The following is a 23,819-nucleotide window of genomic DNA, read 5'->3' on the forward strand; positions in this document are numbered from 1 at the left end:
GCTTTTGGTTGAAGGTGCGAGGAGTGCCGTGCGTCGCCTTCAGCATAGTCATAGTATTTGCTTTTCCCAAGGCTGCAAGTCATGGCGGGAATTAGCATCTATCTGCGAAATCTAAAAATCTTAGCCAAGGCTATTGGAAAACTTAGAAATACACGTTACACTATTTCCATAAACCTTAGCCAAGGTTTATGGAAATTAGCAATGTTAAAAATAATATACGATGTCATCCAGCGTTTTGAGGTAGAAAACGGCGTTCCACGCTTGATTTCAACAAATATTCAAGTAATTCAAGGTGGAGAAGATTTGCTGTCTTTGGCTATCAATATGCTGGAGAGACTTGGTTTTTACGACAAGTTCGAGGAGAATCGGACATCTCAATATATAGGATATCGACTTAAAAATCCTGGAAAAGGAGCTAAACGTTATCAACTTGTTTTAGCTCAACGAAAGGAAGGGTTATGTATTTCTATTCCTAAAAACGTATTTCAACAAGAAATTTTGGAACTTACTTGTGAGACTGAAGGAATATTAATAGATCGTGGAGATCATTTTGAACAGTATAAAACAAATATTTTAGGTAGGTTTTGGGTTTTACCTAGTAAAGAAGACATATTTTTGGATTCAATGCAAGTTTCCTACCCAAATAGTTTGAAGGGTGAAGTTCAAGGTAGTTTTTCATTAAATAGTTATGAAAATTATATCGATGATGATGGTGTTGATTGGGGTGGAATAGTATCGATGTCACCTGAAGAGTTCAAAATCGAACATTTAGGTGACATTAGTAGCTATCTAATAATTCATGAAGATAAACTTTTTCCTTATGCATGGCAGGTATGTATTGGTTATAAAGAGGTTCTTGAAGAATTTATTAGTTATTTTGCAAAAATCCTAATGGAGCAACAGTAATGTCTTTAAAAACCAAAAGATTGGTCAATCTTTACGAAGAAAGGATGCTGGAGTTTCTGCAAACCTGCGTTGAGGATAATTTTAAAATTCATACACAAGTAAGCTTATCCCAATTCTGTGAACTAAATAGCAACCTTGACTGGGAACTTAAAAATTTTTTCTTTAGCTCTAGTGTAGATGCTTTAATAACAGACTATGATTACAAACCTTGTTTAGTTGTAGATTTCCAGTCTTCATATCATGACTCACTTGAAGCAAAAGAGCGCGATCGTAAAAAGGCAACTTTACTTACTCTTGCTGGCGTTCCCTTACTTTATTCAAGAGTGAGAGATTTTGGACTCTTGCATCTTTACTCTAAAGATGAAGAAGTAGTATTTAACTTATTCACAGGAGAACGGCGTGAGAATGCCAAAGCCCTAATTAAAAAGTATTGTGAGCAATCTGTTTTTGCTAATATTTAATTTACAGATTAGTACATTTAGGTGTTTTGCGCGCTTTTCTTTGCGCCTTTGCGCCTTTGCGCGAACAAAAATGATTTATGCAAATAGCAAGAGAATAAATATAGCAACTGGCAGTCTTAGACATTATTGAGCAAAAGCAGCGAACTGCTTAATATCCATCACCGCCCGCATTCTCAGGAATTGTTAACCCTCTTGTTCCCAGCCACAAGCAAGGTGGTACAATCTACATCCATGCTAGGGGTGCCTGAATAACTAGGCTGAGATCACACCCTTAACACCTGAGTCTGGGTAATACCAGCGGAGGGAAGCTGTTTATCGAGGATTTCAAAAATATGCGGACAGAATGGGTTGCCAAGCGGCGTGGGCAGAGCAATGTAACTCAAATGCACTACGCACGTCACGGTGTTATCACCGAAGAAATGCATTACGTCGCCCAGCGGGAAAATCTCCCCGCCGATCTCATTCGAGAGGAAGTGGCGCGGGGGCGGATGATTATCCCTGCTAACATTAATCACACCAACCTAGAACCGATGTGCATTGGCATTGCCTCTAAATGTAAGGTAAATGCTAATATCGGGGCTTCTCCCAACTCTTCCAATCTTCAGGAAGAAGTGGATAAGCTAAAACTAGCCGTGAAGTACGGTGCTGATACCGTGATGGACTTGTCCACAGGTGGCGGTAACTTGGATGAAATTCGTACCGCTATCATTAACGCTTCACCCGTTCCTATTGGCACAGTGCCAGTTTACCAAGCTTTAGAAAGCGTTCACGGCACAATTGAAAAGCTTACCCCTGATGACTTTCTCCACGTCATCGAAAAACACGCCCAGCAAGGGGTAGACTATCAAACCATCCACGCCGGAATTTTAATTGAGCATTTGCCTTTAGTAAGAGACCGGATCACAGGTATTGTCTCTCGTGGCGGTGGTATTCTAGCACGGTGGATGCTACATCATCACAAACAAAATCCTCTTTATACGCACTTCCGCGACATCATTGAAATTTTCAAGAGATACGATGTCTCTTTTAGCTTGGGGGATTCCCTGCGCCCTGGCTGCACCCATGATGCCTCAGATGCCGCACAATTAGCTGAACTTAAAACCCTCGGACAGCTAACTCGTAAAGCCTGGGAAGATAACGTACAGGTGATGGTAGAAGGGCCTGGACACGTCCCAATGGATCAAATTGAGTTCAACGTCCGCAAGCAGATGGAAGAGTGTTCTGAAGCACCTTTTTATGTGCTGGGGCCATTGGTAACCGATATTGCTCCTGGTTATGACCACATCACCTCAGCTATTGGGGCTGCAATGGCTGGTTGGTACGGTACAGCAATGTTGTGCTATGTTACGCCCAAAGAACACTTAGGATTGCCCGATGCCGAAGATGTACGAAATGGCTTAATTGCCTATAAGATAGCGGCCCATGCGGCGGATATCGCTAGACATCGCCCAGGTGCAAGGGACAGAGACGATGAACTCTCCAAAGCCCGTTATAACTTTGATTGGAACCGTCAATTTGAGTTATCCCTCGATCCAGAAAGAGCCAAGGAATACCACGACGAAACTCTGCCAGCAGATATCTATAAAACTGCTGAGTTTTGTTCTATGTGCGGCCCCAAGTTCTGTCCAATGCAAACCAAAGTTGATGCTGATGCACTAACAGAACTAGAGAAGTTCTTGGCGAAAGAAGCTGTCACACAAAGTTAATTAATAACCAATAGCCCTCAGATTAAAAATCTGAGGGTATACAAAAAAGCCAAATTTTTTGGACTAATTTATTTCTTGTAAAATCTGTGGACACGTTTACATAAAATTAACGAAGATCACCAAAATAGCATACTGGTTCAGATCCTCCAGTTCTCACATACGCTGACCTATCTCCACATTCATATCCTCTTGGATCTAGGTCGTAAGGGCAGCGACAATAACCTACATACTGATATGGTGGTCTAATACCAATTCGTAATTCGTAATTCATAATTCGTAATTACGAAATTCCGATAGCATCTAGGGTTCTAGATTTGAATTTGTTGCCAAATTTTAGAGAATTGGTATAACAGGACTGTAAGGATTGATTTGTCTGTAGCGACGAGATGAATTTTTAGAATTTATAGCCAAAAATAAAAAGCACTTAATAAAGTAACTAATTTAGCTGAAAAGTTGGTAAAGTTTACCACCACAGATATAGTAGGTTGTTTTAATGGCATAGTGAAAATACTTCCAGATGAATGCTCTTAAATACACAACCAAATAACATTGCTTCTTTAATAACATCATGACCTGCTGTTACGGAATGTGGCTTCCGAGTTATTACAGTTATTGACGAATTCTTTTATTTACGTTTGTTTGTGGATAATTACTGAAATTGCGAATGTAGAGACAATGATGCTGCAAGACCATTTTCGTCCACCACTCTCAGTTCGCCGTCACTGGCACGCATTTCATAACGCCTGGGCGACTTATATTGCATCTGATTTAAACGCTAAATTGCCAGAGGGCTACTTTGCTGAACCAAATGTACAATTTGGCATTGAAATTGATATAGCAGCTTTTGAAGAGTCATGGCAGGAATCAAAAGATATTGATAGTATTTGGATGCCTCCACCACCTGCTCAAACAATAGCTTTTCTACCTACAGATGAAACAGTAGAAATAAATATTTTTAATACTGAAGCTGGCCCTATTTTAGCTGGAGCAATAGAATTAGTAAGTCCTGCAAATAAAGACCGTTCTACTCATCGCAATGCTTTTGTTTCTAAATGTGAAACCTATTTACGACAGGGTATTGGTTTGGTTATTGTTGATGTTGTGACTGAACGCAAGACAAATCTCCACAATGAATTATTAACCCGTGTCGCAGAAACTAATGCATTACTGTTTAACGCTGAACTTTATGCTACGGCTTATCGACCCATCCAGCAAAATGGGCAGTATAAATTAGATATTTGGCAAGAAAAACTAACTGTAGGCTGTGCGTTACCGACTTTGCCATTGTGGTTGCATGGTGAAATTTGCTTACCCGTAGAATTAGATGGTATTTATGAGCGGACTTGCCGAGAACAGCGAATTCCGATTCATACTGCTTAGTTACACATTTGCAGATGAAATGATTAGGAATACGATCACCCTGCACTACAGCAGTTGTCGTAAATCCTCAACTGAATTTGCAGTTTTAATCGCTTGTTGAATCAATTTTAATCTTTCCAAATCATTAACTTGAGCAATTATTGGCATCAATTCTAAACCTGCGCTACCAAACTTGATCTCTAATAGTAATTCAATACTTGAAAATAACTCTTCCCGTCGTCCGCGTTCTACTCCACGCTGCTCAATTTCGTTATACCAAGGCGGTTCGCGCAATACAGCCATATCCCACCTCATGATTTCTTGAACTAGGGTGCTTTCTAATACAAACGTAGCAAAAAATGCTAAAACCGTCTCAAGTTGGTTTAGCTGTTCATCAGCCCGGAGAATTTGTAACGCTTCTCTAATTGTTGATTCATTTTCACCACCTTTGAGAATTGGGACAAAAGGGAGTAAGGATGGTAAAGGTTGATCAAAAGCAATATTTACATCAACTTCCCACAAATTGATGACGCGATAATCTTGAATTGCCCGCAAACCAGCAATATTCGATTCATAAGTTGTAGGTATTTCAACATCACCAGTTTTTAGAATGTTGATTAATACAGGATACGTCAGCAATTTATATTTTTCTTCTGCAAGTGCTGCATAAGCACGCATTCTCCGTGACATTTCTGGTGATGGACGCAGTTGTAGTTCATTAAGAACGAGAAAATTACCGTACTGGGGATTTTTTACACGAATTAAAACGTCACTTTCTCGACTTATCCACTGAAATTCTGAGTTGAGTATTTCCCCTGCTGTAATATCTGGAATTCCTGTAACCCATTTTACCCAGTTATCTGGTGCGAGGCTAATCAAGCGTTTTGTGCTGACATCTGCGGATTTTGCCATTGTATTGTAGATGCACTTATGTTCAGAAGTTCATACTACTAGTAGTAATTGGGATATCAAAAAACGCGATCGCAAGCAAACTTTATTGAAAAGTCGCCAACAAAGCTATTTTGCGATCGCATCCTTCATCACTCAACTAAATTCCTAATTCCCGATACCGCTGTTGAATCTCCGCGATCGTAAATAAAGCTTCAAACTTCAACCCAGCTGACTCATACAATTCTGCTCCACCTTGCTGGCGATCTACCAGTGCAATTACTTGTTCAACGGTATAACCTGCTTCTTTGAGGCGGCCAACTGCTTTTAAAGCAGATTGTCCTGTGGTAACTACATCTTCTAAAACCACTACTTTCGCTTCTTCTGGCAAAAGAGGACCTTCAATATATGCCCTTGTTCCATAACCTTTGGCTTCTTTACGAATAATCAAAGCTGGAATCGGTCGGTTTTCATAGACAGAAACCACACTTACTGCTGTCACAATTGGATCAGCACCCAATGTTAAACCAGCCACCGCCTGGGTATCAGCAGGTAACAAAGGAAAAACCAAACGTCCTACAGCTAAAGCGCCTTGGGGATGGAGTGTTACCTGTGTCTTGTTCACGTAATAAGAACTACGTAATCCAGAAGAGAGAACAAAATCACCCTCTTGATAAGCAAGTTGGCAAAATAAATCTAGTAATTTGTAGCGTAGGGTCGTCAAATCAGCATCAGCGGCCCACATATCCGAGTGGGTAGTGGTTTCAGTAGAATAAGTCATTACAAAACATTAAAAGTTGTGCTACACCAAAGGTTGAACTCATTAGAGTTCTGAATTTAAGCATAAATTAAGTTTCGCCCAGAAATTGAGGAGTAATAAACATGGGTATGGGTAGAAAATTTAAAACCTTAAGTGGTTTATTGGTGCTAGTAGCAGCTGGTATTGCTTTTCCTTCCGTTGCGATCGCCGAAACGCAAACACCTAATTATGAAACGCCTAATGATGCAATTGAACGAGCTTATTTTCAACACGATCGCAATTTCTATGAAAATACCAGCGTCAAGCGTCAACTAGATTCTTTTCTAGGATTTGGTTCTTTCTCAACTTCCTTCCCAGAAAATGAAATTGCTAGCGATGGTGATTTGATCAATGGGGTTTATCGGGATATGCTAACTCAGCAAGTTGGTAACGATCCATATATCCGTACCCCAGATTTACCTAATCCTTATGGTACATCGCTGCTGATGTCTCCTCGCAACAACGCTGATAAGCTCAAGGTCGGCACAGAATTCCGGTTTGAGACTGTACCACCCCGGTAATATTACTGAGTGCTGAGTAGTGAGCAAAAATTAAAAGTTAAGACTAAGAATGAGTCTGAGGTTTTAACCACAACAAAGAGCTTGGAGTTCATTAGAATTGAATTATTAGGTAACTCAGAACTCAGCACTCAAAACTATATACTAATTTAATCCAGGGTGCAGGAGTTGAACCTGCCTTGGGCGAATTATGAGTTCGCTGCCTCAACCGCTCGGCCAACCCTGGTCGATTTTTAATTGTAGCGTGTTTTCACCAGCTCGTGTACCCTCGAAGATAGTTTACCAGATTTTTTATTACATAATTTTATTATGAAATCATACAGACTAATATTGACTAAGTTATTTTAAGGCTTGAGCTAATCAGCTTCAATAAGTTTAAATAGACCAGCATTTTTGTGCAATAGCTTGTCAGTGATGAAACTAAATTCGACTGTACTTCTTACGTTATTTTTATTAACCCTAATGTTGGGCGCAGGTTCTGTGAGTGCGTTTTTGGGATTTACTCTAGGGAGTTCAGCACTCAAAGGTATAACAACGCCTGATGGTCGTCCCACAACCAAATTTACCAGCGGTAAGTCCGCTAACTCGCAACAAGCAAACTTAGCGCTATTGAGAGAAGAAGAAATCCTCAAAATTGTCAAGGCCCGAGTTGAGGGTAAAACCAAGGCTGCTAAATCGGAAAAATTAGACGAAGACGATGAGGAGATCAGTAATACTAAGCAAAAGCCAGAGGAAAAACCCCAAGAAGTAGAAGAAAAACCCCAAAAAGGATTTCCAGTTACCGCTGTCAATAAAGGTGTAACTCTAGCTGTACAATCTGTTCGCTACTCTGGCGGAGATTTACTACTGAGAGTAAAAATGCAGAATAAAGGTGCTGATTCTGTGCGCTTCCTGTATAGTTTTTTAGATGTTACTGATGATAAAGGACGAACTCTCAGTGCTAGTACAGAGGGATTACCAGCAGAATTACCTACAAATGGGCCAAGTTTTTCAGGTACAGTGATTATTCCTACGGCTTTACTTGATGATGTCAAGAAAATATCACTCGCTTTGACAGATTATCCTGCTCAACAATTGAAGTTAGAGGTGCGGGATATCCCTGTAGAAAGGTAAATAGGACGATTTTAGATGTCAGTTGAGATTGGAGTTGAATACTGGGAAGTTCAGTTATATGCAAATAAAAGTCCTAAAAACAACTTTTTACTAGTGCATTAACTGGTATTGGAACTGTGAACTGAAAAAAATCGCAAATAGTATTCTTAATTTCCGAATCTAAAATCCAAAATCAAAGAGTGGGTGCGTAAGTTGTACACGAGCTTTAGCGGTGAGTGGTTTTTCTAGCATAATTTGGACAGATGTGGGGCTGCGATTGTTAACAGTGCTGTTACTGATTGCCATCAATGCTTTTTTTGTTACAGCAGAGTTTTCAATGGTGACTGTAAGGCGATCGCGTATCCATCAGTTAGTCCAAGCTGGTGACATTCCCGCGATCGCTGTCGAAATGTTGCAACGCAGTATTGACCGATTGCTATCTACCACCCAATTGGGTATTACCCTCTCTAGTTTGGCACTGGGATGGATTGGTGAAAGTTCCATTGTCGTGTTGGTAGATGCATGGCTAAAATCCTGGCCTTTACCTAGAGGAATGAGTAATTTTATCGCTCATTCTTTCTCAATCCCGATCGCCTTTTTTCTGATAGCCTATTTGCAAATTGTTTTAGGCGAACTATGCCCTAAATCCGTAGCAATGCTGTACTCAGAACAGCTAGCAAGATTTTTAGGGCCATCAGTAAAAGCGATCGTCCGTTTTTTTAGCCCTTTCATTTGGATACTCAACCAATCAAACCGCTGGCTGTTAAGACTATTTGGCATCGAATACACAGGTCAAGGCTGGAGACCACCTGTCACTCCCGAAGAATTGCAGCTCATTATCTCTACAGAACGGGAATCCACTGGACTCCAGCTTTCAGAGAGAGAATTGCTTAATAACGTCTTTGAATTTGGGGATGTTATGGCACAAGATGTAATGATTCCCCGTACCAGCATTGTCGCCCTGCCTAAAGATGCCAGTTTCCAAAGATTACTCAAGGAAATGGCTTCTAGCGGTCACTCTCGCTATCCTGTAATTGGAGATTCATTAGACGACATTCGCGGCATTGTTTACTTTAAAGACTTGGCACAACCTCTAGCTGTGGGGAAATTAACTCTAGAAACATCCATCCAAGCGTGGATGCGTCCTGCTCGATTTGTACCAGAACACACGCTTTTAAGTGAACTCTTGCCGATGATGCAGCAAGAGAAACCCACTATGGTAATGGTGGTGAATGAATTTGGCGGTATTGTGGGATTAGTGACACTTCAAGATGTCATTGCCGAAATCATCGGTAGTGCAGGTGTTCTTGACAGTGCTGAAGAATTGCTAATCCAGATGTTAGACGAGCAGACATTTCTGGTGCAAGCACAAATCAACCTAGAAGACCTCAATGAAGTCTTAGATCTAAACTTGCCTTTAACAAAGGAATATCAGACACTAGGGGGCTTTCTGCTATACCATCTACAGAAAATTCCCGCCAAAGGTGAAACTTTTTCCTTTCAAAATCTTGAATTCACTGTGGTTTCAGTTATCGGGCCACGCTTGCACCAAGTCCAAATGCGACGCCTGCAAGTGGACACCAGAACTTTTTAACAATCTTCTTTGCATCTTCTCTGCCTCCCCCTACTGAGCATAGGGAAGTAGGTCTTTTAATCCCAATTCGGTAAAAGCTGCTAGCCTGAGACGGCAAGAATCACATACACCACAGGCGACATCAGCACCAGCATAACAAGACCAAGTTAGTTCCCAAGGTACACCGAGCTGATTACCAAGCTGGATAATTTCTGTTTTTTTTAGGTTAATCAGCGGGGCAATAATTGTAATAGGTTTTCCCTCACGCCCTTGTTTGGTTCCTAGCTGAAAAACCTCCTGCATCGCTTGGATATAGTCGGGGCGACAATCAGGATATCCAGAGTAATCTAAGGCATTAACGCCGATATAGACACGTTCAGCACTGATAGTTTCAGAATAGGCGAGGGCAAAGCTTAAAAAGATGGTGTTGCGAGCAGGCACGTAGGTTACAGGAATGTTTTGAGACATTTCATCCAAAGAACGCTCCTTCGGTAGATCAATTCCATCGTCTGTAAGTGCCGAACCGCCCCATTGCCGTAAGTCAAAATTTACCACCTGATGTTTTACTACCCCAGCTTTTTGCGCCACAAACAAAGCTGCTCGCAACTCTCGCCGATGTCGCTGCTGATAATCAAAGGAAATGGCATGACACTCACAGCCATCAGCCTTAGCTTGGTACAGAATTGTAGAAGAATCTAATCCTCCAGACAAAAGAATTACAGCTTTCATCTCGGTTTCCAATTGTGGATTTCCAATTGCCAAATCATACTGCCAAACTTCCGGCTGCGCTGTTGCCAATGGAGGTTGCAACTCCGCCTTGAACAGCCAAAGAAAAACATCTGCACCAATGTTCTGCAAAAATCAGATGGTGCAATCTGCAAGTGTTGTAAATAATTATGTAAAAATTATTAAGTGTATCAATAGTGAACATTCTCAATAAATTCTGTGTCCAGATCAACCCCTAAGTATATCAATTTCTTTTTTTGTAATTTTACTAACAAAAAACGATTCACATTTCATGCTGCTAATCATAATATTGAGTCTAATCATTAATTAGCCCATTGCCACTTAAGAATTCCTCCTTAGGATTTACTGAGATTTTTAAGTTAATAAGAAGACATATTGAACTTTATGTAAAGTGTCAAAAATCAACCAATTCCGAACTAACCATACAAAAGGCACCCAGATTACGGGAACCCATAACAAACTTTGAAATTCTTCATAAATAGAACCTCTATGTTACCATCTGGATGGTTTTAGACGGATCGTAACTGGCAGTTAAGTATAAAGGCCAACGTCCGTAGCGTCTCTTAATTTGGTGGTTGAGGAGAGAATAATAGTGCAAGATAGCATGTCAGTGGCAGAACCAAATCCATATACACAGCGCAACCAACCACGACCGATTCGCATAGGCGTGATCGGGGTGGGTAACATGGGACAACATCACACCCGTGTCCTGAGTTCAATGAAAGATGTTGAACTAGTCGGCGTGTCAGATATTAATGTCGAGCGAGGATTAGAAACCGCTAGCAAATACAAAGTCAAATTTTTTGAAGATTATTGTGACTTGTTGCCCCATGTGGAAGCAGTTTGTATTGCTGTTCCCACTCGTTTGCATTATGCCGTGGGAATCAACTGTCTATTAGCGGGAATTCATGTCTTGATTGAAAAGCCGATCGCAGCAAGTATTTCTGAAGCAGAATCTCTAGTAAATGCTGCTGCTGAGTCTCAGTGTATTCTACAAGTAGGTCATATTGAGCGCTTTAATCCAGCATTTCGGGAACTCAGCAAAGTCCTGAAAACTGAAGAATTACTAGCGCTAGAAGCTCATCGTATGAGTCCTTACTCAGACCGGGCTAACGATGTTTCGGTTGTACTGGATTTAATGATCCACGATATTGACCTGCTTCTGGAATTGGCTGCCTCCCCAGTCATCAAGTTGACTGCTAGCGGTACTCGCGCCCTAGACTCTGGTTATTTAGATTATGTGACCGCTACCTTGGGATTTGCTAATGGCATTGTAGCTACTTTGACTGCTAGCAAAGTCACCCATCGAAAAATCCGTCGCATCGTTGCTCATTGTAAAAACTCATTTACTGAAGCAGATTTTCTCAAAAATGAAATTTTGATTCATCGGCAAACAAATGCCAGCTCTTTGAACGATCATCGGCAAGTACTTTACAGGCAGGATGGTGTGATAGAGAAAGTTTATACAACTAATATTCAACCCCTAAGTGCAGAACTAGAACATTTTGTTAATTGTGTACATGGTGGTAATCAACCTTCAGTAGGTGGTGAACAAGCTCTGAAGGCTTTGAGATTAGCCAGTTTAATTGAGCAGATGGCTCTTGAAGACAGGGTTTGGAACCCATTAGATTGGCAATCGGAACCAAGAGTGCAATCATTGACTCCGACAGTCTAGATCAGAGGGGGGGAGCAGAAATTCAGAATTTGTCTGGGAAAGTTTGCGCTTGTTGGGCTAACCCACACCACTTGCTACAAGTCGGTTAACCGCAAAGGCGCAGTTGCTCTTCCTTGGATCTTCTGTAAACAAGGGACTGGCTAAACTTTCTGCATTCAAAATTTTGAATTTATTTACCTATCTCCCCCTGATCTTCACCTATTTTCATAATCAAAGTGGCAATTTTAGTCCAACCAAGTTATCTTGACTCCAGCAATCTCAAATAATCAATTTTCGAGAAAGCTAAAGCTGAATTTAGCAACCAGACAGGTGTAGCAATTTCAGGAATTTATTTAATGCTCGAATGGATAATTAATACCATCAACTCCTTAGGGTATTGGGGGATAGCTCTATTAATGTTTTTAGAGAACTTATTTCCTCCCATCCCTTCAGAATTGATTATGCCACTGGCAGGTTTTACTGCCAGGGTAACCCCCAACAAGCTGAATATTATTGGTGTCTTTTTTGCCGGACTGTCGGGTTCTGTACTGGGTGCGCTTATTTGGTACTACCCAGGTAAATTCTTAAGTGAAAAACGCTTGAAAGCTTTTGCTGATAAATATGGCAAATGGATAGCCATATCTAGCCAAGATATCACTAAGGCAAGGCAATGGTTTGATAGACAAGGTAAGAAAGCTGTATTTATAGGCCGCCTTGTGCCGGGAATCCGTACTTTGATTTCCGTGCCCGCTGGTATCAGCAATATGCACTTGCTACCATTCTTATTTTACACAACTTTGGGTAGCGCTGTCTGGGTATGTTTGCTAACATACTCAGGATATTTGTTGGGTAGTCAGTATGAACTTGTCGACAAATACCTTGCTCCGGTATCCAAAATTGTTATTGGGAGCCTGCTTTTGGTATTTGCCGTTTGGGTGTTCAAGCGCCAGCGTCAAGGCACTAGAAAATGAAATACACATGCTTTTGGGTTAAAAGAGGTGTTAAGTATACATAAAATTGGCCTACACTATGCCAAATAATGCTAAATTCTCGATCGCCTGAATTAATTTATGCGTATTTCTAGCTACACTTGACGCAGCCTGAAATTTCTGTTATTACGCATTTTTGTAAGATTGAGCAGGATAACTTTTTACAGTTAAGTTAGGACTAGGAGCTTTTATGACAGACCAACCTACCGCCGCCACCCCAATTAATGCCGCTGCTATACCTATGAATAGAGTATCGGCATCTACCCCTATCAATGCTACTACTACTAAGCCGCCAAGCACGTACTCTGGCAAGGCTATTCTCAGTGTTGATTTAGGCAGAACTTCTACTAAGACTTGTGTCAGCCGCGAACCAAACAATGTGGTGTTTGTACCTGCCAACGTCAAGCAAATGTCTATTGAACAAGTACGCGGGGGAGTTTTTGAAGCCCGTGCTACTGACCCTTTAATGGATATGTGGCTTGAGTATCAAGGTAGTGGTTATGCTGTCGGTCAGTTGGCAGCTGACTTTGGGGCAAATTTAGGAGTGGGACAATCTAAGGTAGAGGATGCACTCATCAAAGTTTTGGCAAGTGCTGGCTACTTCAAACTCAAAGACGATATCTCAGTAGTGCTGGGTTTACCTTTTCTTTCCTTAGAGCAATTTGAAAAGGAAAAAGCACAGTTGATCAGCTTGGTAACTGGCCCTCATGTATTGAATTTTCGCGGTGAATCTGTGAACCTTAATGTCACTAAAGTTTGGGTCATGCCAGAGGGCTATGGTAGCCTTCTCTGGTCTGAAGCCCAACCTCAGAAAGGCACGACCGTTCCTGATTTTACGAAAATATCAGTTGCTATTGTTGATATTGGGCATCAAACCATCGATCTTTTGATGGTTGATAACTTCCGCTTTGCTCGAGGCGCTTCTAAGAGTGAAGACTTTGGTATGAACAAGTTTTATGAACTAGTAGCCGCCGAAATCGAAGGAGCCGATAGCCAATCTCTGGCATTAATTTCTGCTGTCAATAGACCCAAAGGCGAAAGATTCTATCGTCCTAAAGGTGCAAGCAAGCCTACTAACCTCGATGATTTTCTCCCTAACCTCATAGAAATGTTTTCTCGTGAAATTTGTAGCCGCGTACTAGCGTGGTTGCCAGAGCGGGTTACTGATGTGATTATTACTGGAGGTGGTGGCCAGTTTTTCTGGGAAGACGTGCAACGTCTGCTAAAAGAGGCTAAAATTAATGCCTATTTAGCTGCACCTTCTAGACAAGCTAATGCTTTGGGGCAGTATATTTATGGAGAGGCGCAATTATCCGCCGTTCGCTCTTCTAGGGCTTAAAACTGATGTTCCAATGGTCGAAAAAGGTAGTTAAATCGGTCACGTTCAATCCAGGGGTAGCTGACGAAAGCTTGTTGGCACTTGTAGAAAGCGAGTTGGAGAAGCAACCCGAAAAAACTTTCAGCGACCTCTGTAAAGAAGCCCTATGGCAATCTTTATGTGTCCCGGAATCAGTAAAGCCTGCTCCGAAAACAGCAGCAATAGAATCGGTTGAACAACAAATCGGTAAACTGCAAAATCAAGTGGCTGAACTTGAGGAACGTTTTTTTGCCAAGGAATCTAATCGTTTGGAGGCAATGGAACGCCATATTCTGCAACTTAGTCAACAAGTTGCTCAACTGGCAATCATGATTAATGAGCGACCAGTTATTCAGCCTCTAATTCCATCACCATCAGTAGTAGAGGCAGTAAATACCCCTGCTTATTCTGCTCATACCCCTCCTCAAGAGGTTGACCCCGTTATCAGCCGACTTAGCCAGTTTCTCGATGATTTCTAAAGAATAATCAAGGTGTTGTGCATCTTGTGTTCTAATACTTAATCCTTAATAGAAAATACTATTAAGGATTTTTAATTATTAATTTATTTATATAGAACTATTGCAGCGATCGCGCCTAATTTAGTTACACAAGTAAACCTACCATTACTAGTTGATCCAATCGTGTGCGATCACACCGTTAAAAATACATTTGCTCACTTTTAACCTACAACTGCTGAGTAGCAATTGTACATAATCTTACTATATTCTTTTTTTACAAAGAATACTGTAAAAATGGTAAAATCCTCAGGTAAAAAGTTAGGATACCTCAATGCCAGTTGTAACTAACTCAATCAAGTTTGGTACAGACGGTTGGCGCGGCGTGATTGGTGATGAGTTCACTTTTGAACGCCTAGCCTTGGTCGCACCAGTTGCAGCAAAAGTATTATATAATACATATTTTTCAACAACGGGTAGCCGTAAGATTATTGTCGGTTATGATCGCCGATTTATGGCGGAAGACTTTGCTCGTGCTGTCGCCGATGCTGTCACTGCTATCGGATTTGATGTGCTATTAAGCGAAAGTTATGCTCCAACTCCAGCTTTTAGCTGGGCGGCGAAACAACTCAATGCTTTGGGAGCGCTGGTAATTACCGCTAGTCATAATCCAGGCGCATATCTGGGACTAAAAGTCAAAGGATATTTTGGAGGATCGGTATCGCCAGAAGTTACCAAAGAGATAGAAGCGCTGTTGCCTGAAGGAGTACCAGAGGCAAGCACACCTGGCAAATTAGAAAAGTTTGACCCCTGGCCCAGTTATACAGCAGGCTTAGAAGGTAAAGTTAATATTGCCAAGATTCGGGAGGCGATCGCTTCTAGGAAACTAACCGTATTTGCCGATGTCATGCATGGTGCTGCTGCTAGCGGATTAGCAAGACTATTAGGTGATCAGGTAAAAGAAATCAACAGCGATCGCGATCCTCTGTTTGGTGGCGGTGCGCCGGAACCATTGCCTAAATACCTTTCACATCTATTTGAAGTCATCCGAACTAACCGAGAAACAAACCACACAGGTTTAGCGGTAGGGTTGGTATTTGACGGAGACTGCGATCGCATAGCAGCAGTCGATGGAGAAGCTAACTTCTTGAGTTCCCAAGTCTTAATCCCAATCTTAATTGACCACTTGACCTTACGACGCAACTTTAAGGGTGAAATCGTCAAAACTGTAAGTGGTTCCGACTTAATTCCCCGTGTTGCAGCACTACATAACTTGTCAGTGTTTGAAACCCCAGTGGGTTACAAATACATTGCTGACAGAATGCTAGCAGCAGAAGTTTTATTAGGAGGCGAAGAGTCGGGAGGAATTGGCTATGGTAGTCATATTCCCGAACGAGATGCACTGCTGTCAGCATTGTACGTGCTAGAAGCAATTGTGGAATCTGGGCTAGATTTAGGCGAATATTACCGCCAGTTGCAGAAGCAAACGAGTTTCAACTCAGCATACGATCGCATTGATTTACCCTTAGCAAGCATGGAAGTGCGATCGCGTCTTTTGCAACAACTACAAACCCAACCCTTAACTGAAATTGCTGGAAAAGCCGTGATTGATTGCCAGACAATTGACGGCTACAAATTCCGTCTAGCTGATAGCAGTTGGTTAATGATTCGGTTTAGCGGCACTGAACCAGTTTTACGCCTCTACTGCGAAGCTTCTACACTCGATCAGGTGCATCAAACTCTGGCGTGGGCTAAACATTGGGCAGAATAAAATTAGTTAACGGTTATCGGTTGTCACTTATGATTTTTAACTGTTAACTGTTAACTGACAACTCACAATTGATACATGGCTAAACTACTAGTAGTAGCAACAGGAAATCCAGGTAAATTGCGAGAAATGCAAGCTTACCTGGCTGGTTCTGGTTGGGAATTAACCCTCAAACCTGAAGAATTAGAAATTGAAGAGACAGGCGAAACTTTTGCTGCCAATGCTTGTCTCAAAGCATCGCAAACTGCTCAAGCAACGGGAAACTGGGCAATTGCTGATGATTCTGGCTTGCAAGTAGATGCACTCAATGGCGCACCAGGGGTTTATTCTGCACGCTATGGCAAAACTGATGCAGAACGTATTGCTAGGCTATTGCGCGAACTAGGCAATGAAGTAAATCGACAAGCCCAATTTGCTTGTGCAGTGGCGATCGCTCGTCCTGATGGTGCGATCGCTCTTCAATCTGAAGGTGTTTGCCGCGGTGAAATTCTCCATGCACCCCGTGGTCATGGTGGTTTTGGCTACGACCCGATTTTTTATGTTCCACAAAAGCAACTGACCTTTGCTGAGATGTCACCAGAGTTGAAGCGGTCGATTAGCCATCGAGGTAGAGCTTTTACAGCTTTACTACCCCAACTTGATACAGTGCTGAGTCCTGAGTCCTGAGTTATGAGTTAGAAGAAAGTTTTAGAGTTAGTTAGGGAACAAGTTTTGAGTAAGTCAGCCTGAAGAGATAATTTGTCACCATTTCTTCATTTCATCACCACGCTATATCAAGACATTTAGCATTTGGTACAAACCCAAAACTTTACTCAATAACTTTTCTTTCTTGCTATTCAGCACTCAGCACTCAGCACTCAAACTGCTTCTGTGTTCTTTTCCCCAGTACGAATCCGAACAACTTGCTCAACAGGCGAGATGAAAATTTTGCCATCACCGATTTCACCAGTGCGGGCAGCAGCGATAATTTTGTCTACTACCATATCAACTTGATTGTCGTCAACAACGATTTCTACTTTGAGTTTTTGCAGAAACTCAACGGTGTACTCAGAACCCCGATAGCGTTCCGTTTGACCTTTCTGCCTTCCGAAACCTCGAACTTCAGAAACGGTCATGCCGACAATACCAGCATTTACCAAAGCTATTTTCACTTCATCGAGCTTAAATGGACGGATAATTGCTTCTACTTTTTTCATTTTTTGGACTCCTTACTTCTACTAGCTTTGTTTATCTATCTAACCAGATCCACTGTCTGACACTTTAACTAGTGGCACTATTTTAAAAAGATATGTAATAATTGCAACTGTTTAAAAACTGTGGCTATACTGCCCGAACAGTTCGGAAATTAGCAGCAAATATGATTAATTAGTTAGCCATTGAGATTAATCCATAAAAAATTTATCCCCAATTAGCAGTTGAAAAAGTTATTTTTGTAACACAAAAATAGCTAAATTCCCTTAGTGAATAAATCTGTTGAAATATTGACAAAGTAATTTAAGAGAAATTGTACGGGAATCTACGACCTAAAACCCGAAATAACAAGAGTTTTAACTAGCGACTTTGATGTTCAAACAGGGGACGCACAATCAAATACCCAGCACTAAAAGCAGTCAGCATAATTAACAAGATGGTAATTACTAACCACCAACCACTTACTTCCTTGGCTTCTGGCTTAGTAGGGCGATAATATTTGACTTCCTGCTCTTCTATAAATACTGGTTGTGGCATTGGAGACATCATTTCCGCTACAGGCACAGAAAAGTTGGAGCGAGAACTTTTGCTATTCGGAACTTCAGGAGCGCTAGATGGACGCGGACGAGGGACTTGCTGACGTGGACGTATATCTGCGGCTGGATGCTGAACTGCACTTTTCGTATTAGGGGAAGTATGGGGCACTTGGCGATCGCTTGATGTAGTAGGTGTAGTATTAAGACCCACCAACTTTTGCAAATGTGAAAAAGACTGAATGACTTTGGTAATTTCTTGCCGCAGCAGCTGATTTTCTTGGGCTAGCTGCTGATTTTTAGCAGTGAGTGCATCTAACTTTGCCTGTGCTGTTTGCAACTCTATTGCTAATTCCCGGTATACAGAAAGTGGTACAGAGGGAGGATAAGCTGGAGCGGCTGGCGTAGGTGGCTTTTTGTGAACTGAAGCTGTGGTTGTTCGCATGGGTGGCTAGGTAACAAAAATCAAAGTATTTGAAAGTTTTGGAGAGACTATTAAAGATATTCGACACTAAAAGTATGCTTAAACTATGCCCAAGAATAATCGAAAAATGCTCACAGGGCAAAGATTTTTTATTTACAGTCGCACTTAAATATATATACTTAGCTTGAAAAATACATTGCTATGTTCGTTAAAAGGCAGTGGTATAAGTATATAACCACTAGCAATTAGCTACTTAACCAATAGGTTTATTCTGTAGCAAGGGGAAGAAGTGTCCCACAGGGCCTTGACCTTTGCCAATTTCTAGAGCGTAAGTGAGTGCAGTTGTAACATATTCTTTTGCCTGCTGCACTGCTGTTAATAAGTCTCTTCCTTGCGCTAGATTAGCAGCGATCGCCGCCGATAGAGTACAACCAGTACCATGAGTATTTTTGGTATCTACTAGCTTGGTTGTTAAAGTTTCAAACTTTTGTCCATCAAACCAGATATCAACACCACGCGAACTCCCCTGCATACCTCCTCCCTTGACTAAAACAGCTTTTACACCTAAATTCCTGTGAATGATTTGAGCGGCTGTTTGCATATCCTCAAGAGAATCAATCTGCAAACCACTCAAAATTTGAGCCTCATAACGGTTTGGTGTGACAATAGTTGCTTGAGGAATCAAAGCATCACAAAGAGTCCGCACGGCGTTATCATCAATCAATTGTGCCCCTGTGCGTGACACCATTACTGGATCTACTACTAGGTTATTGATTTTTAAAGCTTCTACTTGTTGAGCAACAGCCAAGATAATTTCTTGATTGAGTAACATTCCTGTTTTCGCTGCTTGCACGCCGATATCCTCAACTACTGCTTGAATTTGTGCCACTACAGCCTCAGTTGGTATGGCGTCAACTCGCTTTACCCCCAAAGTATTTTGTGCTGTGATGCAGGTGATGGCGCTAGTGCCATGAACACAGTGAAAAGCAAAGGTGCGTAAATCAGTTTGAATTCCCGCACCACCACCACTATCTGAGCCAGCAATGGTTAAAGCAACAGGCGTGCTTGATGTTGTAACATTCATAAGTCAAGTGCTTCACTTTCCAATTAATCTATTTGCTGGGTCGATTTTTCAAGTTCCTAATCACCAGTTCCCAGCCCCTTGTTCATGCATGATGAAAATTTTTCATCGGGGCTGCCTTATGTTCAACTCAGCAATTAGGAATCATTATTTCCAAAGTGCGAGGTTTGTAGTGCTCCTTGCAAATACTTGCCCCATTCTGCTGCTAAAGGGATTTCTGTAAATGGAATCCGCACTGAGTTAGCAGATTCGGAAAATAGAAATTCTAACTCAATTTTTCGGCCTTTCTCTGGTGGTGTTTCTACTCCAACTACTTTGTCATCTACCAAAAGGGTTACTTGTCGTACATCAAGTAAAGAAAAGGTTTTAAGTTTAATCGGGCCTTTGGGAGTAGGTTTTCCCCAAGTTATATTGTTACCTTTTTGCCCCAATACTGCATAGATATCATACTTAGCTCGTTCAAATTGCTCTGCCCAGGCACGATAAGCTTCAACTTTTTGATACTCCTTTGAGCCTTGCCAAGCCAACCAGAAAAACATTGCTAACAGGGGTAACCATAAAAGACCACGTTCCATTGTTTAAACAGTCCTGCGTCTTGAGTAAAAGTTTTAACTAAAGTGCAAAATACACCAACAAGGGACTGAGATAAGTTATGTTAGTGAGCAACTGGCAAAAAGCGGTGATGAATTTATATGAGAAAACTTATATTATTTTGCTTGTTTGTCATTGGGCTGGGGGCTGCTGTGTTTGCTTTCATGAATTTTCAAGGACTGGCAGCTAAAGGAGAATTTGAGACGATTCTGCTTGATTTTCGAGAAGATATTCCTGCTAAGGTGGTGCAGCAGGAGTTGCAAGCGATCGCTCAACAATACAACGTTACACCCCAATTGGATAATAAATTTTCGGCAAAAGATAATGTTTATATTATCAAAGGCGATCGCCAGCGATTGAAAGAACTGCAAAAATCGCAATTCAAGTCAGTTACAGAATTTATTGAGCCAAATTATATTTACAAAAAAATTCCGCAACCAGGTGAAGCCGCTTGGTTAGGAGAATTTTTGCGACCTACAGATGATGAAGAAGCAAGCCCCTCTTTAATTGGCCCCAACGACCAATATTACAGCAAGCAGTGGAACTTGCACAAAATCGGTGTTGAAGGCGCATGGAGTCAAACCAAAGGCAGTGGCGTGACAGTAGCAGTGATTGACACTGGTATTACTCGTGTGCGCGACTTGTATGAGACAAAATTCGTCAAAGGCTATGATTTTGTTAATGATCGCGAAGAAGCTACAGATGATAACGGACACGGTACCCATGTTGCGGGTACTATCGCCCAAGCCACCAATAACAAATATGGCGTAGCTGGAATTGCTTACGAAGCCAATCTCATGCCATTAAAAGTGCTGAGTGCGTATGGTGGTGGTACCGTTGCCGATATTGCCGAAGCTATTAAGTTTGCCGCTGATAAAGGCGCAGATGTAATTAATATGAGCTTGGGCGGTGGCGGTGAAAGCCAGTTGATGAAGCAAGCGATTGACTATGCCCACAGAAAAGGTGTAGTCATAGTTGCAGCGGCTGGCAACGAAAACGCTAATGGGGCAAGCTATCCAGCCCGTTATCCCCATGTAATCGGTGTTTCGTCCTTTGGGCCAGATGGCGAAAAAGCGCCTTATTCTAACTTTGGTGCTGGTATAGATATCTCTGCCCCTGGTGGTAGTGAAGCTGGAAAGATTTTGCAAGAGACAATTAACGAAAAGGGTGAAGGAGTGTTTCTTGGTTTCCAAGGTACAAGTATGGCTTCCCCCCACGTTGCGGGTGTTGCAGCATTAATCAAAGCTAAAGGAGTTACAGATCCCGATGAAGTTTTGAAAGTTCTTAAACAGTCATCACGAGTGATTCAAGATGATGGTTTGAATTACTATGGTGCTGGACAACTAAATGCTGAGGCAGCGGTCAAACTCGCTACTGAGGGTCAAATCAGTTTCTCCGATTTCTTCCGTTGGTTACGGGATAACGGTTACCTCAACCCTGGATTTTGGATTGATGGCGGTGCTGTGGCGCTGTTGCCTAAGGTTTTAATGGTAGTAGGTTCCTATCTGCTAGCTTGGTTTTTAAGAGTTTACTTTCCCTTCACTTGGACTTGGTCTTTATCAAGTGGTTTAATTGCTGGCAGTTCTGGGTTATTTTTCCTCAAGGGAATTTATATCTTTGACCTTCCCCAATGGCCTTTCCGGCTTTTAGGTAGTTCCATTCCCGAACTTGGCAACACCCTCCAAGGGACAGATGCTTTAAATCCCTTATTTGCTAGCGTACTGATTCCTATTATTCTCATAGCATTACTGCTGGGGCATCCTAGTGGAAAATGGTTTGCAATTGGTTCAACCCTTGGTGTAGCTGCTTGCTTGACGGTGAGTGCAGTTTACGACCCTACACTTTGGGGATTGGGAAGTAATCACTTGGCTCGTGTCTTCCTGATTCTCAATGCTCTACTATGTTATGGGCTGGCTCGTTTAGCATTGAAAAACGAAAGTCAAGCAGCATAAATAAATTAGGAACAAGGAAAAGGGATCTCATTCCTTTTTCCTTCTACACCTAAGCCAAAATTCAAGACTAAGGACTTTGAATGATATGAGCATTAAAGTGACAGGTACTATCCAACGCCGCGATATTGGTATTGGCGCTTGGGCCTTAGTTACAGATGAGGGTGTTACCTACGAAATCCTTAAAGGTGCGGACAGCAAGCTACTCAAAACAGGGCAAAAAGCAAAGGTTACTGGACAGGTGCGTGAAGACATCATGACTACTGCCATGATTGGCCCTGTTCTGGAAGTAAAATCTTTTGAAGTAATTAGTTCTGACTAGCTGTGGAGTTGAGAACTTCTTGTAGGCGACTTCTGAACTCACCTTTGGGATGACCACCTTTGACTTCACCCATAATCTGAAATTCTCCCTCTGGAGAATCGCAGATAATGTAAGTAGGCCATCCCATTTCGGATTTGTCGGGGTACTGGGTCAATAAAATCTTGCGGTACTTGCGATAAGTAGCCGTATCTTGCATTTTTACGTCAATAAATTGCAAACCTAGTTCCTCAGCCACTTTTTTGTCATAAAACGACATTTTGTGGCAAATGCCGCATTCTTCTGAAGAGAACTTAATTACCGCTAAATTCATCTGACTTTTGCGACTTTATGAATATCAGGAGTGTAATTATAACATAATTTAACTAATATTAGTATAATGACGAACAGGAAAAATTATAATCTAGTAGTAAGTGTTAAAAAAAATCTAGAAAAAATTAAAATTTTTTGCAAGTAAGACTGAAATCATCCTAGCGCCTGCTTTCTAGCTTATACAATAGTGGCAGTGACTCAGAGAATGATATAGAGAGCTACAAGAAAATAATGATAAGATAGACTCACTTAACCATTACTCTATAAATTAGCTCCTGCAAAGCAACAATATTGTGAGCAGTGACAGAAAAACTGGCAGTAACTCGGTTAAATACGTTAGAATATTACCCTAATTATCTACCAGTAGACAACTTAATAAGCAAACGATCTCCTCAAAAAATCCCCAGTAGGGCTAGCCTACTAGGGGAGTTAGTTATCAGGGTGCATCTACCAATTAAGTTTTCCCAGCTTAGGCACAATCCTCCGGATAAATTTGTATAAGCAGGGTTGTAGTTTCTTTAAAAATAAAAAAAACCCCTAGTAGGATAAGCCCACTAGGAGAGTTAGTTATCAGGGTGCATCTACCAATTAATTGTTCTTAGAGAAACCACTAGTATCCGGATGAAATTATCATGCAGGGGGATGGCTAATTGCCAACTAGAAAAAACCCCTAGTGGTGGCAGCCAACTAGGGGAGTTAGTTATCAGGGTGTATCTACCAATTAATTGTTCTTAGAGAAACCACTAGTATCCGGATAAAATTATCACTAAGTTGGTGTTAATGCTCATAATAAAAAAACCCCCAGTCAGGGTTAGCCAACTAGGGGAGTTAGTTATCAGGGTGCATCTACCAATTAATTGTTCTTAGAGAAACCACTAGTATCCGGATAAAATTATCGCTAAGTTGGTGTTAATGCTCACAATAAAAAACCCCAGTCAGGGTTAGCCAACTAGGGGAGTTAGTTATCAGGGTGCATCTACCAATTAATTGTTCTAGAAGAAATGAGTAAACTCCGGATGAAATTCTCACAATTAGCGGTTAGCCATTATTTCTACCATAAAAAATCTCCCAGTTAGTTTTAGCCAACTAGGAGAGTTAGTTATCAGGGTGCATCTACCAATTAATTGTTCTAGAAGAAATGAGTAAA

General features: G+C 41.4%; 25 protein-coding genes, 1 tRNA gene and 1 riboswitch. Of the genes, 16 read left to right on the forward strand and 10 right to left on the reverse strand.

Going from position 1 to position 23,819, the window contains the following annotated elements:
* Positions 1–81 precede the first annotated feature (81 nt).
* The 3 genes from AC5JL8_RS20710 to thiC all read left to right on the forward strand — a co-directional run bounded on the left by AC5JL8_RS20710 (position 82) and on the right by thiC (position 3,073).
* Entirely contained in the window at positions 82–906 is an 825-nt protein-coding gene (locus AC5JL8_RS20710; RefSeq protein WP_495881552.1) for a hypothetical protein, read from the forward strand.
* Positions 906–1,367 (forward strand): DUF2726 domain-containing protein, encoded by a 462-nt coding sequence (locus AC5JL8_RS20715; RefSeq protein WP_495881553.1) that lies wholly within the window; start codon positions 906–908, stop codon positions 1,365–1,367. The genes AC5JL8_RS20710 and AC5JL8_RS20715 overlap by 1 nt, the downstream gene beginning before the upstream one ends.
* A gap of 226 nt (positions 1,368–1,593) precedes the next feature.
* A riboswitch (TPP riboswitch) is annotated at positions 1,594–1,690 on the forward strand.
* Between the two features lie 9 nt (positions 1,691–1,699).
* Positions 1,700–3,073 (forward strand): phosphomethylpyrimidine synthase, encoded by a 1,374-nt coding sequence (gene thiC / locus AC5JL8_RS20720; RefSeq protein ID WP_495881554.1) that lies wholly within the window; start codon positions 1,700–1,702, stop codon positions 3,071–3,073.
* Between the two features lie 106 nt (positions 3,074–3,179).
* Here the strand turns inward: thiC and AC5JL8_RS20725 are convergent, their stop codons facing one another.
* Positions 3,180–3,344 carry a hypothetical protein gene (locus AC5JL8_RS20725; protein ID WP_495881555.1) on the reverse strand — a complete coding sequence of 55 codons (165 nt, stop codon included), beginning with the start codon at positions 3,342–3,344 and terminating at the stop codon, positions 3,180–3,182.
* Between the two features lie 317 nt (positions 3,345–3,661).
* On the opposite strand from AC5JL8_RS20725, the gene AC5JL8_RS20730 reads away from it, so the two are divergent.
* Positions 3,662–4,453 (forward strand): DUF4058 domain-containing protein, encoded by a 792-nt coding sequence (locus tag AC5JL8_RS20730; protein WP_495881556.1) that lies wholly within the window; start codon positions 3,662–3,664, stop codon positions 4,451–4,453.
* Between the two features lie 45 nt (positions 4,454–4,498).
* Here AC5JL8_RS20730 and AC5JL8_RS20735 read toward each other — a convergent pair whose 3' ends face one another.
* Entirely contained in the window at positions 4,499–5,344 is an 846-nt protein-coding gene (locus tag AC5JL8_RS20735) for an Rpn family recombination-promoting nuclease/putative transposase (RefSeq protein ID WP_495881557.1), read from the reverse strand.
* Between the two features lie 10 nt (positions 5,345–5,354).
* On the opposite strand from AC5JL8_RS20735, the gene AC5JL8_RS20740 reads away from it, so the two are divergent.
* Complete coding sequence (locus AC5JL8_RS20740; RefSeq protein ID WP_495881558.1) at positions 5,355–5,492, forward strand: hypothetical protein; 138 nt, start codon at positions 5,355–5,357, stop codon at positions 5,490–5,492.
* On the opposite strand, the gene pyrE is transcribed toward AC5JL8_RS20740, so the two are convergent.
* Positions 5,481–6,101, reverse strand: a complete 621-nt coding sequence (gene pyrE, locus AC5JL8_RS20745; protein ID WP_495881559.1) for an orotate phosphoribosyltransferase — start codon at positions 6,099–6,101, stop codon at positions 5,481–5,483. The genes AC5JL8_RS20740 and pyrE overlap by 12 nt on opposite strands.
* Before the next feature lie 107 nt (positions 6,102–6,208).
* On the opposite strand from pyrE, the gene AC5JL8_RS20750 reads away from it, so the two are divergent.
* On the forward strand, positions 6,209–6,640 hold the full coding sequence (locus AC5JL8_RS20750; RefSeq protein ID WP_495881689.1) for a hypothetical protein: 432 nt from the start codon (positions 6,209–6,211) through the stop codon (positions 6,638–6,640).
* A gap of 150 nt (positions 6,641–6,790) precedes the next feature.
* On the opposite strand, the gene AC5JL8_RS20755 is transcribed toward AC5JL8_RS20750, so the two are convergent.
* Positions 6,791–6,863: transfer RNA gene (locus AC5JL8_RS20755), tRNA-Ile, on the reverse strand.
* Between the two features lie 188 nt (positions 6,864–7,051).
* Between AC5JL8_RS20755 and AC5JL8_RS20760 the strand changes: the two genes are divergently transcribed.
* Both AC5JL8_RS20760 and AC5JL8_RS20765 read left to right on the forward strand, forming a co-directional pair.
* On the forward strand, positions 7,052–7,750 hold the full coding sequence (locus AC5JL8_RS20760) for a hypothetical protein (RefSeq protein ID WP_495881560.1): 699 nt from the start codon (positions 7,052–7,054) through the stop codon (positions 7,748–7,750).
* Positions 7,751–7,961: 211 nt separating this feature from the next.
* Positions 7,962–9,323, forward strand: coding sequence for a hemolysin family protein (locus tag AC5JL8_RS20765; RefSeq protein ID WP_495881561.1), 1,362 nt, complete (start codon positions 7,962–7,964; stop codon positions 9,321–9,323).
* A gap of 30 nt (positions 9,324–9,353) precedes the next feature.
* Here AC5JL8_RS20765 and queC read toward each other — a convergent pair whose 3' ends face one another.
* Complete coding sequence (gene queC / locus AC5JL8_RS20770; RefSeq protein WP_495881690.1) at positions 9,354–10,058, reverse strand: 7-cyano-7-deazaguanine synthase QueC; 705 nt, start codon at positions 10,056–10,058, stop codon at positions 9,354–9,356.
* Between the two features lie 583 nt (positions 10,059–10,641).
* Between queC and AC5JL8_RS20775 the strand changes: the two genes are divergently transcribed.
* The 6 genes from AC5JL8_RS20775 (at position 10,642) to rdgB (ending at position 16,938) form a co-directional block, all read left to right on the forward strand.
* Positions 10,642–11,724: a Gfo/Idh/MocA family oxidoreductase gene (locus tag AC5JL8_RS20775; protein ID WP_495881562.1), complete on the forward strand. Its 1,083-nt coding sequence runs from the start codon at positions 10,642–10,644 to the stop codon at positions 11,722–11,724.
* Between the two features lie 335 nt (positions 11,725–12,059).
* Positions 12,060–12,674, forward strand: coding sequence for a DedA family protein (locus tag AC5JL8_RS20780; RefSeq protein ID WP_495881563.1), 615 nt, complete (start codon positions 12,060–12,062; stop codon positions 12,672–12,674).
* A 208-nt stretch (positions 12,675–12,882) separates the two neighbouring features.
* On the forward strand, positions 12,883–14,031 hold the full coding sequence (gene fcmB / locus AC5JL8_RS20785) for a filament morphology actin-like protein FcmB (protein WP_495881564.1): 1,149 nt from the start codon (positions 12,883–12,885) through the stop codon (positions 14,029–14,031).
* A 5-nt stretch (positions 14,032–14,036) separates the two neighbouring features.
* On the forward strand, positions 14,037–14,528 hold the full coding sequence (gene fcmC / locus AC5JL8_RS20790) for a filament morphology membrane protein FcmC (RefSeq protein ID WP_495881565.1): 492 nt from the start codon (positions 14,037–14,039) through the stop codon (positions 14,526–14,528).
* 310 nt (positions 14,529–14,838) lie between these two features.
* Positions 14,839–16,275 carry a phosphoglucomutase/phosphomannomutase family protein gene (locus AC5JL8_RS20795; RefSeq protein WP_495881566.1) on the forward strand — a complete coding sequence of 479 codons (1,437 nt, stop codon included), beginning with the start codon at positions 14,839–14,841 and terminating at the stop codon, positions 16,273–16,275.
* Positions 16,276–16,350: 75 nt separating this feature from the next.
* Positions 16,351–16,938, forward strand: a complete 588-nt coding sequence (gene rdgB / locus AC5JL8_RS20800) for an RdgB/HAM1 family non-canonical purine NTP pyrophosphatase (RefSeq protein WP_495881567.1) — start codon at positions 16,351–16,353, stop codon at positions 16,936–16,938.
* Positions 16,939–17,129: 191 nt separating this feature from the next.
* Here rdgB and AC5JL8_RS20805 read toward each other — a convergent pair whose 3' ends face one another.
* The 4 genes from AC5JL8_RS20805 to AC5JL8_RS20820 all read right to left on the reverse strand — a co-directional run bounded on the left by AC5JL8_RS20805 (position 17,130) and on the right by AC5JL8_RS20820 (position 20,076).
* Positions 17,130–17,468 (reverse strand): P-II family nitrogen regulator, encoded by a 339-nt coding sequence (locus AC5JL8_RS20805; protein ID WP_086686886.1) that lies wholly within the window; start codon positions 17,466–17,468, stop codon positions 17,130–17,132.
* A gap of 355 nt (positions 17,469–17,823) precedes the next feature.
* Positions 17,824–18,441 carry a hypothetical protein gene (locus tag AC5JL8_RS20810; RefSeq protein WP_495881568.1) on the reverse strand — a complete coding sequence of 206 codons (618 nt, stop codon included), beginning with the start codon at positions 18,439–18,441 and terminating at the stop codon, positions 17,824–17,826.
* A 232-nt stretch (positions 18,442–18,673) separates the two neighbouring features.
* Positions 18,674–19,504, reverse strand: coding sequence for a bifunctional hydroxymethylpyrimidine kinase/phosphomethylpyrimidine kinase (gene thiD / locus AC5JL8_RS20815; protein ID WP_495881569.1), 831 nt, complete (start codon positions 19,502–19,504; stop codon positions 18,674–18,676).
* 134 nt (positions 19,505–19,638) lie between these two features.
* Positions 19,639–20,076: a hypothetical protein gene (locus tag AC5JL8_RS20820; protein WP_495881570.1), complete on the reverse strand. Its 438-nt coding sequence runs from the start codon at positions 20,074–20,076 to the stop codon at positions 19,639–19,641.
* Positions 20,077–20,193: 117 nt separating this feature from the next.
* On the opposite strand from AC5JL8_RS20820, the gene AC5JL8_RS20825 reads away from it, so the two are divergent.
* Together AC5JL8_RS20825 and AC5JL8_RS20830 are read left to right on the forward strand one after the other, a co-directional pair.
* Positions 20,194–22,044 carry a S8 family peptidase gene (locus tag AC5JL8_RS20825; RefSeq protein ID WP_495881571.1) on the forward strand — a complete coding sequence of 617 codons (1,851 nt, stop codon included), beginning with the start codon at positions 20,194–20,196 and terminating at the stop codon, positions 22,042–22,044.
* 85 nt (positions 22,045–22,129) lie between these two features.
* A complete protein-coding gene (locus AC5JL8_RS20830) occupies positions 22,130–22,363 on the forward strand; it encodes a hypothetical protein (protein ID WP_495881572.1) in 234 nt (77 codons plus the stop codon).
* On the opposite strand, the gene AC5JL8_RS20835 is transcribed toward AC5JL8_RS20830, so the two are convergent.
* A complete protein-coding gene (locus AC5JL8_RS20835; protein ID WP_495881573.1) occupies positions 22,350–22,673 on the reverse strand; it encodes a thioredoxin family protein in 324 nt (107 codons plus the stop codon). The genes AC5JL8_RS20830 and AC5JL8_RS20835 overlap by 14 nt on opposite strands.
* Positions 22,674–23,819: the final 1,146 nt, after the last annotated feature.

This window comes from Mojavia sp., assembly GCF_059505145.1.